Origin of the sequence: Arenibacter echinorum (genome assembly GCF_003259375.1) — a bacterium.
In the GTDB taxonomy this organism is placed as follows: Bacteria; Bacteroidota; Bacteroidia; order Flavobacteriales; family Flavobacteriaceae; genus Arenibacter; species Arenibacter echinorum.
The window spans coordinates 463,675-476,907 of the sequence record NZ_QLLN01000001.1; the positions used below are offsets into that span (position 1 = coordinate 463,675).

The 13,233-nt window shown below is 39.9% G+C and carries 8 protein-coding genes; 4 read left to right on the plus strand and 4 right to left on the minus strand.

Annotated features, from left to right (window positions below; all coding sequences use genetic code 11):
• Positions 1 to 55: 55 nt before the first annotated feature.
• Complete coding sequence (locus tag LV92_RS02030; RefSeq protein ID WP_111622002.1) at positions 56 to 1,600, plus strand: NAD(P)H-hydrate dehydratase; 1,545 nt, start codon at positions 56 to 58, stop codon at positions 1,598 to 1,600.
• A gap of 45 nt (positions 1,601 to 1,645) precedes the next feature.
• Here the strand turns inward: LV92_RS02030 and LV92_RS02035 are convergent, their stop codons facing one another.
• Together LV92_RS02035 and LV92_RS02040 are read right to left on the minus strand one after the other, a co-directional pair.
• Entirely contained in the window at positions 1,646 to 2,056 is a 411-nt protein-coding gene (locus tag LV92_RS02035) for an STAS/SEC14 domain-containing protein (protein WP_111622003.1), read from the minus strand.
• 204 nt (positions 2,057 to 2,260) lie between these two features.
• Positions 2,261 to 4,813 (minus strand): ATP-dependent Clp protease ATP-binding subunit, encoded by a 2,553-nt coding sequence (locus LV92_RS02040; RefSeq protein WP_111622004.1) that lies wholly within the window; start codon positions 4,811 to 4,813, stop codon positions 2,261 to 2,263.
• A 257-nt stretch (positions 4,814 to 5,070) separates the two neighbouring features.
• Here LV92_RS02040 and gyrA point away from each other — a divergent pair, with 257 nt between their 5' ends.
• Both gyrA and LV92_RS02050 read left to right on the plus strand, forming a co-directional pair.
• Positions 5,071 to 7,602, plus strand: coding sequence for a DNA gyrase subunit A (gyrA, locus tag LV92_RS02045; protein ID WP_111622005.1), 2,532 nt, complete (start codon positions 5,071 to 5,073; stop codon positions 7,600 to 7,602).
• 43 nt (positions 7,603 to 7,645) lie between these two features.
• Positions 7,646 to 8,908 (plus strand): tetratricopeptide repeat protein, encoded by a 1,263-nt coding sequence (locus LV92_RS02050; protein ID WP_111622006.1) that lies wholly within the window; start codon positions 7,646 to 7,648, stop codon positions 8,906 to 8,908.
• A gap of 54 nt (positions 8,909 to 8,962) precedes the next feature.
• On the opposite strand, the gene LV92_RS02055 is transcribed toward LV92_RS02050, so the two are convergent.
• Positions 8,963 to 9,715 (minus strand): C40 family peptidase, encoded by a 753-nt coding sequence (locus tag LV92_RS02055; protein ID WP_111622007.1) that lies wholly within the window; start codon positions 9,713 to 9,715, stop codon positions 8,963 to 8,965.
• A 22-nt stretch (positions 9,716 to 9,737) separates the two neighbouring features.
• Complete coding sequence (locus tag LV92_RS02060; protein ID WP_111622008.1) at positions 9,738 to 10,913, minus strand: acetyl-CoA C-acyltransferase; 1,176 nt, start codon at positions 10,911 to 10,913, stop codon at positions 9,738 to 9,740.
• Between the two features lie 237 nt (positions 10,914 to 11,150).
• Between LV92_RS02060 and LV92_RS02065 the strand changes: the two genes are divergently transcribed.
• The gene (locus LV92_RS02065) at positions 11,151 to 13,199 is read left to right on the plus strand and encodes an HD family phosphohydrolase (RefSeq protein ID WP_111622009.1); all 2,049 of its coding nucleotides are present in this window, start codon (positions 11,151 to 11,153) and stop codon (positions 13,197 to 13,199) included.
• Positions 13,200 to 13,233: the final 34 nt, after the last annotated feature.

Consider the following 13,233-nt stretch of genomic DNA (forward strand, 5'->3'; position numbering starts at 1 on the left):
AATGTTTTGACGGATTTTTACTAAATCATCAATTTTTACTAAATAATCTTATTGAATGAAGATTTTTAATGCTAAACAGATATACGAAGCTGATAAATTCACAATAGATAAGCAGCAGATTACCAGTGAACAGCTTATGGAACGGGCTGCAATTCAGATTTTTAATTGGATGCATTCTAGAATGCAGGGTGCTCAGGCAAAAATTCATTTGTTCTGCGGTATAGGCAACAATGGTGGGGATGGGCTGGTACTTGCCAGACATTTGCAGGATCATGATTATAATATAGAGGTATTTGTTGTTAACTATAGCGAGCACAGGTCTAAGGATTTTTTAATAAATCTAGATCGTTTAAAGGAGAAGGGCGTTTGGCCCAATTTTCTAAATGAACAATCGGATTTCCCCGCGATAGGAAAAGATGATATAGTGGTGGATGCTATTTTCGGTATTGGATTGAACAGGGTTCCCGATGAATGGGTGATTAGGCTAATGCATCACCTTAACAACTCAAAAGCTTTTATTCTCTCAATAGATATGCCTTCCGGACTTTTTATGGAGGCTGGCCTCCCCAATACTGAAGGGGTTATAAAAGCAAATTACGTGCTTACTTTTCAAGTGCCGAAACTTGTTTTTTTTCTTCCGGAAACCGGTAAATATATTGATCATTGGGAGATTCTGGATATTGGCTTGGACAAAGAGTTTTTGTTTACGTTGAAATCGCAATTTGAGCTGATCGGTAAGAACGAAGTACTGTCCATGTACGTACCCCGCGAGAAATATTCCCATAAGGGCAGCTATGGTCATTCCCTGATAATTGGTGGAAGTTACGGAAAGATCGGGGCCGTTGTTTTAGCGGCAAAAGGAAGTATGTTGGCTGGAAGCGGATTGGTTACGGCCTTTGTCCCAAGGTGCGGCTATTTACCCTTGCAAACGGCATTGCCTGAAGCCATGGTAATTACGGATAATGAAGAATTGGAAATTTCCGAAATTAATTTCAGCATGCTGCCCAGCGTGATTGGAATTGGTGTTGGAATTGGAACAACGGCGACTACAATTAAAGCTTTCTCTGAATTTCTTAAAAGGAATAGACTGCCATTGGTTATAGATGCCGACGGATTGAACATTCTTTCCACAAATCAGGACTTGTTTAAAGAAATGCCTCCACAAACAGTTTTAACTCCGCACCCAAAGGAGTTGGAGCGTTTAATTGGGAAATGGGCCGATGACTTTGACAAGTTGAAAAAAGCAAAGGAGTTCTCTGAAAAGTACGACTGTATTTTGGTTATAAAAGGTGCAAACACCATTACTGTTTATAAGGATATGGGCTATGTTAATACCACCGGAAATCCAGGTATGGCAACTGGTGGAAGCGGGGATGTGTTGACAGGGGTAATAACGGGCTTGATCGCCCAAGGGTATTCTGCATTAAATGCTTCTATTTTTGGGGTCTACATCCATGGAAAAGCCGCTGATATTGCGGTTGAGAAATGCGGATTTCAGGCCTTGATAGCCAGTGGTATATTAGATAATATTGGCAAGGCTTATTTGGATCTTTTTCAAGTTTCGGAACCTGATGTTGCCACAGGTGAAAGTGAGTTGTAGAAGGTATGTCATTACCAATTATGATAAGGACATACCTTCACTCTGCTATTCTGTATTGGATGTTCTTACACGTCTTTTTACCCACATCAGGGCATTGTCCTGATCAATGAAGAATTTCATGGGTTTCTTGTAAAATAGTTTCTCAATATTAAAATTGTGCATGTCTATTTCTTTTATTGAAACTACTGCAAAAGCCTTAATATTCTCTATTTCCCTAATTTGATTGTATACCATTGGATCAATGGCATAAGAGTTCTTCCTTAAACTTATGTAACCGAAGTTTTTATTTCTAAAATGAATTTCCATAATGCCAATTATTTGAAATACTCTTTCTTTGGTTATGGTGCTTCCTTCGTCAAAAATAGAAACCATGTAATCGTCAAATACCTGTACTTTTCCAATGTCCAGTTGATATTCTCGTACGATTATAGTCTTCTTGGGTCGTCCGACTTTCATTCTCCGTATTTTATATAGTGTGTCCGCAGCGAATGTAGAATTAAGTATAACTATTATAAAAATTATTAGATTAAAGACACTTTAATCGTTTATGTGGAAAGGAAATGGGCTTACTGTGTTTGATTTCTTACAAACCTCTGGGAATAAATAAAAAAGGAGTAGCGTTTTGCTACTCCTTTTTTGTGTGTATTATAGATGTCCAATTTAGGTTTTGGACGACTTTTCTGCTTTTTTGATCTTAATAGTTAGCTCTTCCTTGGTTTCATCTAGATCCATATGAATAGTATCGCCTTCCTCTAATTTGGAATTTACGATTTCTTCGGCCAGTGCATCTTCAATGTATTTTTGAATAGCTCTCTTTAGTGGCCTGGCGCCGTATTGTTTGTCGAAGCCTTTTTCAGCAATATAATCCTTGGCCTTATCGGTTAGCTGCAAATCATACCCAATATCCTTGATCCTAAGGAATAGTTTGTTCAGCTCAATATCGATTATCCTATGGATATCTTCGCGTTCCAAGGCATTAAAGACAACAACGTCGTCTATTCTGTTTAAGAATTCTGGAGCAAAGGCCTTCTTTAAAGCGTTTTCTATAACACTTTTTTGATGGGTGTCTGCTTGGGCCTTTTTTGCGGAAGTCCCAAAACCAACCCCTTGGCCAAAATCCTTAATCTGTCTAGCTCCAATGTTGGAAGTCATTATAATAATCGTATTTCTAAAATCGATCTTTCTACCAAGACTATCCGTTAAATATCCATCATCCAGTACTTGTAGAAGCATATTGAATACATCTGGGTGTGCTTTTTCAATTTCGTCCAACAGAATAACGGAATAGGGCTTACGGCGCACCTTTTCGGTCAACTGTCCGCCTTCTTCGTATCCGACATATCCTGGAGGTGCACCTACAAGTCGTGATATGGCAAATTTCTCCATATATTCACTCATGTCCACTCTGATCAAGGCATCTTCGGAATCAAATAATTCCTTGGCCAGTATTTTGGCAAGTTGTGTTTTACCTACCCCTGTTTGCCCCAAAAAGATGAAGGAGCCAATAGGTTTGTTCGGATCTTTTAGACCGGCCCTGTTACGTTGAATCGCTTTGGCAACTTTGGCCACTGCTTCGTCCTGACCAATTACATTGCTCTTGATAAGTTTTGGCAATTCGGCCAGTTTATTGCTTTCTGTTTGTGCAATCCTGTTTACGGGAATACCACTCATCATGGAAACTACGTCCGCAACATTGTCTTCGGTAACAGTTTCTTTGTGGAGCTTACTGTCTTCCTCCCATCGTTCTTGGGCAATGGCCAAATCTTTTTCTATTCTTTTTTCATCGTCCCTTAGTTTGGCGGCCTCCTCGTATTTCTGTTTTTTTACGACCGTATTTTTTAGTTCACGAACGTCTTCCAACTGTTTTTCCAGTTCCAAAATTTGTTTGGGAACATCCATGTTAACAATGTGCACGCGCGAACCTGCCTCGTCCAAGGCATCAATGGCCTTGTCCGGTAAATACCTGTCCGTCATATACCTATTGGTAAGTTTTACACAGGCAATTATGGCCTCATCGGTGTAAATTACGTTATGGTGATCCTCGTATTTTCCTTTGATATTTTTTAAGATCTCAATGGTCTCGGTTACAGTAGTGGGCTCAACGATTACCTTTTGAAATCGTCTTTCCAGGGCACCATCTTTTTCTATGTATTGTCTGTACTCGTCCAATGTAGTGGCTCCTATACATTGAATTTCACCTCTGGCGAGTGCAGGTTTGAACATATTTGATGCATCCAAACTGCCTGTGGCGCCACCGGCCCCAACTATAGTATGGATTTCATCTATGAACAGTATAACATCGTCGTTTTTTTCCAGTTCGTTCATAACCGCCTTCATTCGCTCTTCAAACTGGCCACGGTATTTGGTGCCGGCTACCAAAGAAGCCAAATCCAAGGTTACTACCCTTTTGTTGTAAAGGATTCTGGATACTTTCTTGTTGATTATCCTTAGGGCAAGTCCTTCGGCAATGGCACTTTTACCAACGCCGGGTTCACCTATTAACAGAGGATTGTTCTTTTTTCTTCTGCTAAGAATTTGGGAAACCCTTTCAATTTCCTTTTCACGGCCCACAACAGGGTCCAATTTGTTTTCTTCTGCCATTTTGGTCAGGTCGCGACCAAAATTGTCCAATACAGGGGTCTTTGATTTTTTACTTCCTTTTTGCCCGGTACCTGAAGTGCCAAAAGTACCTTCTTTTTCCTCACTGGGCTCATCGGAATCACTAGGAAAGGATTCCGAAGTAGGAGAGTCTATATAATCGTCATCACTTGTTATCATTGATTTAAACTGGTCTTTTACTCCATCATAGTCCACTTTTAATTTATGTAATAATTTTGTCGTAGGATCGTTTTCATTACGCAAAATACACAGTAATAAATGGGCAGTATTGATAGAGGAGCTTTGAAATAATTTAGCTTCTAGAAATGTTGTTTTCAGCGCACGCTCCGCCTGTCTGGTCAGATGCAGGTTCTTTTTGTCCTTTTGTGCAGCGCCAGCATTTGGATTGGCAGGACTTAATATCTCCACTTTTCTTCTCAAGTGATCCAAGTCCACGTCCAATGCGTCTAAAATGCTTATTGCTTTTCCATTACCGTCCCGCAGTAATCCAAGCATTAAATGCTCAGTTCCAATGAAGTCGTGACCCAATCTTAAGGCCTCTTCCTTACTGTAAGCAATAACATCTTTTACTCTAGGGGAAAAATTGTCGTCCATAAAATATCCTTTCAACTTTAAAAATAGTAAATCTATATCAATCTATGGCAAATACTATACCTAATATTCGTTAAACGTGGTCGATTTGACGAAATAAGCCATTATTTGCAAAAAAATTAACAATCGAATCGATATCCGAACCTCATATTTGAAGTGTTAATAAATTCTTCACAAAAGTATGTCGTATGTACTTGTATAGTATCGATTTTACGTATATTGTCCTGCTTTTTTAACTAAAAATAAATAGAAGATTTTAAATGGCAGAAGGAGAAAAATTAATTCCGATTAACATTGAAGATGAAATGAAATCTGCCTACATTGATTATTCAATGTCGGTCATTGTGTCACGTGCCCTGCCAGATGTTAGGGATGGTTTAAAGCCAGTGCATAGAAGGGTTTTGTTCGGAATGCATGAGTTAGGTGTTAGATCTAATAGTGCCCATAAAAAATCCGCGCGTATTGTCGGGGAAGTATTAGGTAAGTATCATCCACACGGAGATACTTCTGTTTATGATTCCATGGTCCGTATGGCCCAGGAGTGGAGTTTAAGGTATATGTTGGTCGATGGCCAGGGAAACTTTGGTTCCGTAGATGGTGACAGTCCTGCAGCGATGCGTTATACGGAGGCCCGTATGCGTAAAATTGCGGATGATATGTTGGCCGATATAGATAAGGATACTGTGGATCATCAACTGAATTTTGATGATTCCTTGCAGGAGCCAACCGTACTCCCTACTAGAATACCCAATTTATTGATCAATGGTGCTTCAGGTATTGCAGTGGGTATGGCGACCAATATGCCGCCACACAACCTTTCCGAAGTAGTGGACGGGACTGTAGCTTATATAGACAATAACGATATTGAAATCGATGAGCTTATTACCCATATCAAAGCGCCGGATTTTCCAACAGGTGGTATAATTTATGGCTATGATGGGGTAAAGGAGGCTTTTCATACCGGACGTGGGCGTGTAGTAATGAGGGCGAAAGCCAATTTTGAGGAAGTTCAGGGACGGGAGAGTATTGTAGTGACGGAAATTCCTTATCAGATCAACAAGGCGGACATGATCAAGAAGACTGCCGATCTGGTCAATGAAAAAAAGATAGAAGGTATTTCTACTATTAGGGATGAATCGGATAGGAACGGTATGCGTATCGTTTATATCCTTAAAAGGGATGCCATTCCCAATATCGTTCTAAATACGTTGTACAAATATACCTCTTTGCAGTCTTCCTTTAGTGTTAATAACATTGCACTGGTAAAGGGAAGGCCGAAATTATTGAATGTTAAGGAGATGATCCACTATTTTGTGGAGCACCGTCATGAAGTGGTTGTAAGGCGTACAGAGTTTGAGCTGAAGAAGGCTGAAGACAGGGCGCATATCTTGGAGGGACTTATTATAGCCTCGGATAATATAGACGAGGTAATTGCGATCATAAGGGCTTCTTCCAATGCTGATGAGGCAAGGGAAAAGCTTATGGAGCGCTTTAAGCTTAGTGAAATTCAGGCTAAGGCCATTGTTGAAATGCGTTTACGCCAATTGACAGGTCTGGAGCAGGATAAATTAAGGACGGAATATGATGAAATAATCTTGACCATTGCGGATTTAAAGGATATCCTTGCCAAGAAAGAGCGCAGGATGCAGATAATTAAGGACGAGCTGTTGGAAGTTAAGGACAAGTATGGGGATAACCGTCGTTCCGAAATAAATTTTGCTGGTGGTGACCTAAGTATGGAGGATATGATTCCTGATGAGCAAGTGGTAATTACCATTTCCCATGCCGGTTATATTAAAAGAACACCCCTTACCGAATACAAGACCCAGAACAGGGGCGGTGTGGGCCAAAAAGCATCTTCCACCAGAAATGAAGATTTCTTGGAACATCTTTTCGTGGGTACCAACCATCAATATATGTTGTTCTTTACCCAAAAGGGTAAATGTTTCTGGATGCGGGTCTATGAAATTCCAGAGGGTACAAAAACTTCCAAAGGACGTGCTATTCAAAACTTGATCAATATTGAGAACGATGATATGGTTAAAGCCTTCATCTGTACCCAGGATTTAAAGGATGAGGAATATGTAAACAGTCATTATGTTATTATGGCGACCAAAAAGGGTATCGTTAAAAAGACATCTTTGGAGCAATACTCAAGGCCAAGACAGAATGGTATTAATGCGATAGGTATTCGTGAGGACGATGAACTTTTGGAAGCAAAACTTACCACAGGTGCAAGTCAGATATTCCTAGGGTTAAAGTCAGGTAAGGCCATTAGGTTCGAGGAGGTAAAGACGAGACCTATGGGTAGAAATGCATCCGGTGTACGCGGAATTACCCTTGCAGATGATAACGATGAGGTAATAGGCATGGTGGCCGTGCATAATTTTGAAGAGGAAATATTGGTAGTGTCCGAGAATGGATACGGAAAACGTTCCAGTATTGAAGACTATAGAATCACCAATAGAGGTGGTAAAGGGGTGAAGACCATTTCCATTACTGATAAAACTGGTGGATTGGTAGCTATTAAAAATGTTTCGGACTCCGATGATTTAATGATTATCAATAAATCGGGCATCGCTATTAGGATGAGTGTTGAGGATTTAAGGGTAATGGGAAGGGCAACACAGGGGGTTCGACTCATAAACATTAAAGGCAACGATTCCATTGCGGCTGTGGCTAAAGTGATGAAGGACGAGGATGAAATAGATGACATTACAACCTTGGAAGTAGATGCCAAAGAAGAAGATGGCACGGCTCTTGATAATGATAGTGCGGAAACCAAAGAATAACATTTAAACACTAATAAACACTAATAAGTAAATTTAATTTGAAATGAAAACAAATATTTTAATACTCTCGACTATGCTTTTTTCGGTAGTCGGAATTGCTCAAAAGGATGAGATAAAAACGGCTGATAAGGCGTTAAAGTCGGGCGATGCCATGGCTGCGAAAACAGCATTGGATGGTGCATCTTCACTAATTGCCAGTGCAGATGAAAAAATGCAGGCCCAATATTACTTTTTAAGGGGAAGCGCTTATGCCGAACTGGCTAAAAAAGGAACCGCGGGAGCTTTTGATGAAGCTATCTCTTCCTTTAAAAAAGTAAGTGAAGTAGAGGAGAAGAGTGGTAAGGCCAAGTACGGAGCCGATGCCAAGGAAAAACTTTCTGGTATGACTGCCGACCTTATCAATTCTGCCGTGGAAGATAACAACAATAAAAAGTACGAGGAAGCGGCCGGTAAACTCTATATGGGATACCAATTAAGTCCTCAGGATACTGTTTATCTTTATTATGCGGCCAGTAGCGCTGTAAATGGAGGACATTATGAGAAGGCACTTAAATATTACAACGAGTTAAAGGATTTGGGTTATGATGGAGGCGGAATGGTCTACAAAGCTACCAACGTGTCTACCGGTGAAGTCGAGGAGATGGAGAAAACTCAAAGAGAGCTAATGGTCAAATCCGGTGCCTACAAAGATCCAGTGGACGAGAAGACTCCTTCGAAAACCACGGAAATTGTTAAGAATATTGCCTTGATATATACACAATTGGGTCAAGATGACAATGCCTTGGATGCTTACAAGGATGCTAGGGCAAAAGATCCAAATGATGTGAACTTGATTCTGAACGAAGCCAACCTTTATTATAAGATGGGCGATAAGGAGAAATTTAAGGCTTTAATGGCAGAAGCTTCAGAAGTTGCTCCGGATAACCCGGATTTGTTCTACAATGTTGGTGTTATCAATATGGAACAAGGGTTAATTGAAGACGCAAGGAAAGCTTATAAAAGAGCAATAGAAATTAATCCCGGCTATGTGAATGCGCAATTGAATCTTTCTACTACCTATGTTAACGAGGGTAATGGCCTGATAGATGAAATGAATTCACTTGGAAACTCCAAAAAGGATATCGCCAGATATGACGAGTTAAAGGAGCAAAAGGATAGCTTGTTCCGTGATGGGGCTATAATTTTGGAGGATGCTCTAAAATTGAACCCTGACAATCAAAGTATTCTTTCCCAATTAAAGAATATTTATGGTGCCTTGGGAGATAATGAAAACTTCTTGCGCCTTAAAAAGCTTAGCGGAGAGTAATATCACTTTTCAACCATATTTTAAAGGGCCTATCGCAAAACGATGGCCCTTTTTTTATATGATTTTTTTGATTACCCTTAGTTTGTGGGTGTAGGTGTTTGTTTCGGTGTTGAAAATTCCCGTATGGTCTATCCGGTCTATCCTTACCTTGCCAAAGGAATGGATAACATAGTTGTTCTCCATGATAATCCCTACGTGGTCTATAGTGCCGTCGTTATTGTCGAAAAATGCCAGATCTCCCGGTTCACTTTCTTCAATAAAACTTAGAGCCTCGCCTTGGGTAGATTGCTGTTGGGCTCCTCTTAGTAAACTATAGCCGTTTGTTTTGTAGGCCATTTGGGTAAATCCCGGACCATCAATTCCAAAAGTGGTTTTTCCTCCCCATAGATAAGGTGCGTTTAAATAGAGAAGAGCTTTGTTTACGAGTTGGTCTTTATCTTGTTTGCCTACTGTGAAAGAGCCGTCGAATTTGTGATTTAAAGGGCAATTTTGTGGTATGCAGGATCCCAGTACAATAGGAAGCAGTACATTGTTCTCTGTTTCTATAAATGAAATAAGTTCGGAAGATACTTTTGTTGATTCCAGACTCTCCATTTCCTTAAATAGGTTTTCGTCAATAAGGGTAAATTGCTGATTGTTGATCCAGCCTTCAAAATTATCGAAAGCATTGCGGATTTTGCTCCATTTTTTTCTCTGATCCAATACCTTAAAATGTTCCCCGTACAAAAGTTGGGAAACCATTTCGCTGGTGTCGTCTGCAACGGAACGTATTGGGACAATACTAAGGTGGCAAATACCGTATTGCATGGGCTTGCTTTACAAGAACTTATTAATTTCTTTCTATAATTATTGCAGAAGCGCCACCGCCACCATTACATATGGCTGCTGCTCCTATTTTAGCTTTTTTTTGATCAAGTACGTTTAGTAATGTAATAATGATCCTTGCACCGGAACAACCCAGGGGGTGACCCAAAGAAACGGCTCCGCCATTCACATTTACATTTTTATCGGTAAGACCAAGTATTTTCATATTGGCCAGGCCAACCACCGAAAAGGCCTCGTTAAATTCAAAATAATCAACATCGTCCATGCCGATGCCGGCTTTAGTCAACGCTTTTGGAAGGGCTTTTGCCGGGGCTGTTGTGAACCACTTGGGTTCATGGGCCGCATCGGCATAGCTTTTTATGGTTGCCAAGGGTTTTAGCCCCAGCTCTTTCGCTTTTTCACTGCTCATTAGTACCAAAGCCGCTGCACCATCATTAATGGTTGAGGCGTTGGCTGCCGTTACTGTACCTTCCTTGGAAAATGCAGGGCGCAATCCAGGAATTTTGTCCAGTGTAACATTTTTAAATTCTTCGTCTTCGGTTACCAATATAGGTTCGCCCCTTCTTTGCGGAACTTCTACGGGTACTACTTCATTGGCAAATTTTCCACTTGCCCAGGCATCCGCGGATCTTTGGTAGGATTGAATTGCAAAATTATCTTGGTCTTCCCTGCTAAATTTATATTCAATAGCGCAGGCGTCCGCACATGTTCCCATGGCCTGCTGGTCATAAGCGTCCACAAGTCCATCTTTTTGCATGCCATCGATCATCGTGGCAGGCCCAAATTTATGGCCACTCCTTAAATGAATATAATGGGGTATTAGGCTCATGTTTTCCATACCCCCGGCAACAACAATATTGTTGTCTCCCAATGCTATGGACTGGGCCGCCATCATCACCGATTTCATTCCGGAGGCACATACTTTGTTGATTGTAGTACAAGGTACCGTATTGGGTATGCCGGCATAAATGGCGGCTTGTCTAGCCGGTGCCTGACCGGTTCCTGCCTGTACAACGTTTCCCATTAGAACTTCCTCCACCTGGGAAGGATCCAATTTTATTTTGCTTAATGCACCTTTAATGGCAATAGCGCCAAGTTCTGGTGCCGTAATGGTGGACAATGCTCCCATAAAGCTTCCTATGGGTGTTCTAACAGCGGAAACGATCACAACATCTTTCATCAAGTTCATTTTTATTATTTGCGAATTTAATAAATTAATGTGCAATGAGATGCGCAACGGTGTAATATTCCAAGTTATTTATAAATCCGAAACTGTTTTTTGGGTATTGTTAATAGGGGAAATAAAGCCACTGCCAGTTGGTTAAATTCTATAAGTTGGTTTCAAAAGTGGTGTTATTTGGGTAAAGTATCATTTTAAGTTTATATTTTTCTATTTTTGACTATATATACTTTCCGTATGCGCACTTTTTTGGACAGCCTTTATAAAAATCACTCCCTGGTTTATAAGTATTTTTTATATTTCTCGGCTGTTTTCTTTATTGTATTCTTTTTTCCACGTGGCGGAAAGTTTAAGTACGAATACCAAAAAGGCAAGCCATGGCAATACAATAATTTTTATGCTCCATTTGATTTTTCTATAAATAAGGGCGAGGAGGAAATTACTAAGGAAAAGGAAAAAATAGAAAGCAATCATATAGACTACTATTATTATGACTCCAATATTGTAGTCGAAGTGGACAGTACAATTGGCAAAGAGTTGGGTAAGGTTTTTAACTCCTCCAGTTTTAACCAGAATGAACTTGAAAGGATACAAGTGGTTGCCAATGACGTTTTGGCGGATCTATATGCGAATGGTATTCTGTCTAAAATTGAGCGGAGGAGCACTAGTAATAGTCTTTATCTGGTTAAGAATAATGAAGCCACTAAATTAAATTTTAATGATATATATAGCTTATCCGAGGTAGAGGGCGTTGTTAGGAAAAAATTGGCCCAAAGCAATTTGTCGGCTTATGAGCCTTCCTTTCAGGAAGTATTTTTCAATTTTATAAAACCCAATGTTAGTTTTGATGCCGATCTGTCCAGTAAGGAGCTGGAGTCCGAATTTTCTAAGATTTCCTATACTTTGGGGAATGTGGACGAGGGCAAACTCATTATTGCCAAAGGGGAGGTGGTGGAACAGGAGGACGTAAGGGTGTTGGATTCGTTGAAAAGTGAGTTTGAATCGGAATTATGGGCAGAAAACAATCAATATTTTATACTGTTCGGCTATACTGTATTAGTGGCAATGGTGTTGATGATGTTTTTTCTTTTTCTTAAAAAATATCGTCCGGAAATCTTTAAGGACAATACAAAAGTTACCTTTATTGTAGTCAATATTCTCATCATGGTATTTTTAACTACCATGGTGGTAAAATATGATGTAGAGTATGTGTTTGTAGTTCCATTATGCATTCTACCCTTGGTGCTCAAGACGTTTTTTGATGCCAGAATGGGGCTCTTTGTGCATGTTCTTACCGTTTTAATTTTAGGTTTTGTGGTACCCAACAGTTTTGAATATATATTTCTCCAAACTTTGGCCGGTATTGTTACCATCTTGTCTGTGTCCGAACTGTATAAAAGGGCAAATTTATTTATATCGGTAGGGCAAATAACCCTGATTTATATAATTGGTTATTTTGCTTTTCATATGATCCATGAGGGAAACCTGGAAGATATATATTGGATGTCTTTTGGGTATTTTTTCTTGAATGGAATGATTACGCTCTTCGTTCAGCCCTTAATTTATATCCATGAAAAAATATTTGGTTTGGTGTCCGATGTTTCTTTGTTGGAATTGTCCGATACCAATTCCAAATTATTAAAGGAGTTGTCCAATAAGGCTCCGGGAACCTTTCATCATTCCCTTCAGGTAGCCAATTTGGCCGAAGCTGCGGCCAATGAAATTGGGGCCAATGCCATGCTGGTGAGGGTAGGGGCACTGTACCATGATATCGGAAAAATGAACAATCCAACCTATTTTACGGAAAACCAGGTTACCAATGTAAATCCTCACGATGACCTTGAGCCCAGGGATGCTGCAGCCATAATTATTAACCATGTCATTGAAGGCATAGAAATAGCAAGGAAGAACAAGGTGCCGGATCGCGTAATAGATTTTATACGTACCCATCATGGAACTTCTTTGGTCTTTTATTTTTACAAAAAGCAGGAGGCTTTGGACGGAGAAGTCAATGAAGAGGATTTTAGATATCCCGGACCGATTCCTTTTTCGAAGGAAACTGCTATTTTAATGATGTCAGATTCGGTGGAAGCTGCTTCCAAGAGTCTAAAGAACCCGACTTTTTTGATAATCGATGAATTCGTGGAAAGGATCATTGGGGGGCAAATCAAGGCGGGCCAGTTTTTAAATGCCAATATTACTTTCAAGGAAATAGAAGCGATAAAGAAGATTTTGAAACAGAAATTGGTCAATATTTATCATTTAAGGGTAGAATATCCAGAGTAGTTGGTTTTTAGAATTGTTTGAAGCTTAATTAGAT

Coding starts and splice junctions, on each gene's coding strand:
- LV92_RS02055 (WP_111622007.1), bottom strand. CDS start 9,715: ATGCAATACGGTATTTGCCACCTTAGTATTGTCCCAATACGTTCCGTT.
- LV92_RS02035 (WP_111622003.1), bottom strand. CDS start 2,056: ATGAAAGTCGGACGACCCAAGAAGACTATAATCGTACGAGAATATCAA.
- gyrA (WP_111622005.1), top strand. CDS start 5,071: ATGGCAGAAGGAGAAAAATTAATTCCGATTAACATTGAAGATGAAATG.
- LV92_RS02065 (WP_111622009.1), top strand. CDS start 11,151: ATGCGCACTTTTTTGGACAGCCTTTATAAAAATCACTCCCTGGTTTAT.
- LV92_RS02040 (WP_111622004.1), bottom strand. CDS start 4,813: ATGGACGACAATTTTTCCCCTAGAGTAAAAGATGTTATTGCTTACAGT.
- LV92_RS02030 (WP_111622002.1), top strand. CDS start 56: ATGAAGATTTTTAATGCTAAACAGATATACGAAGCTGATAAATTCACA.
- LV92_RS02060 (WP_111622008.1), bottom strand. CDS start 10,913: ATGAAAGATGTTGTGATCGTTTCCGCTGTTAGAACACCCATAGGAAGC.
- LV92_RS02050 (WP_111622006.1), top strand. CDS start 7,646: ATGAAAACAAATATTTTAATACTCTCGACTATGCTTTTTTCGGTAGTC.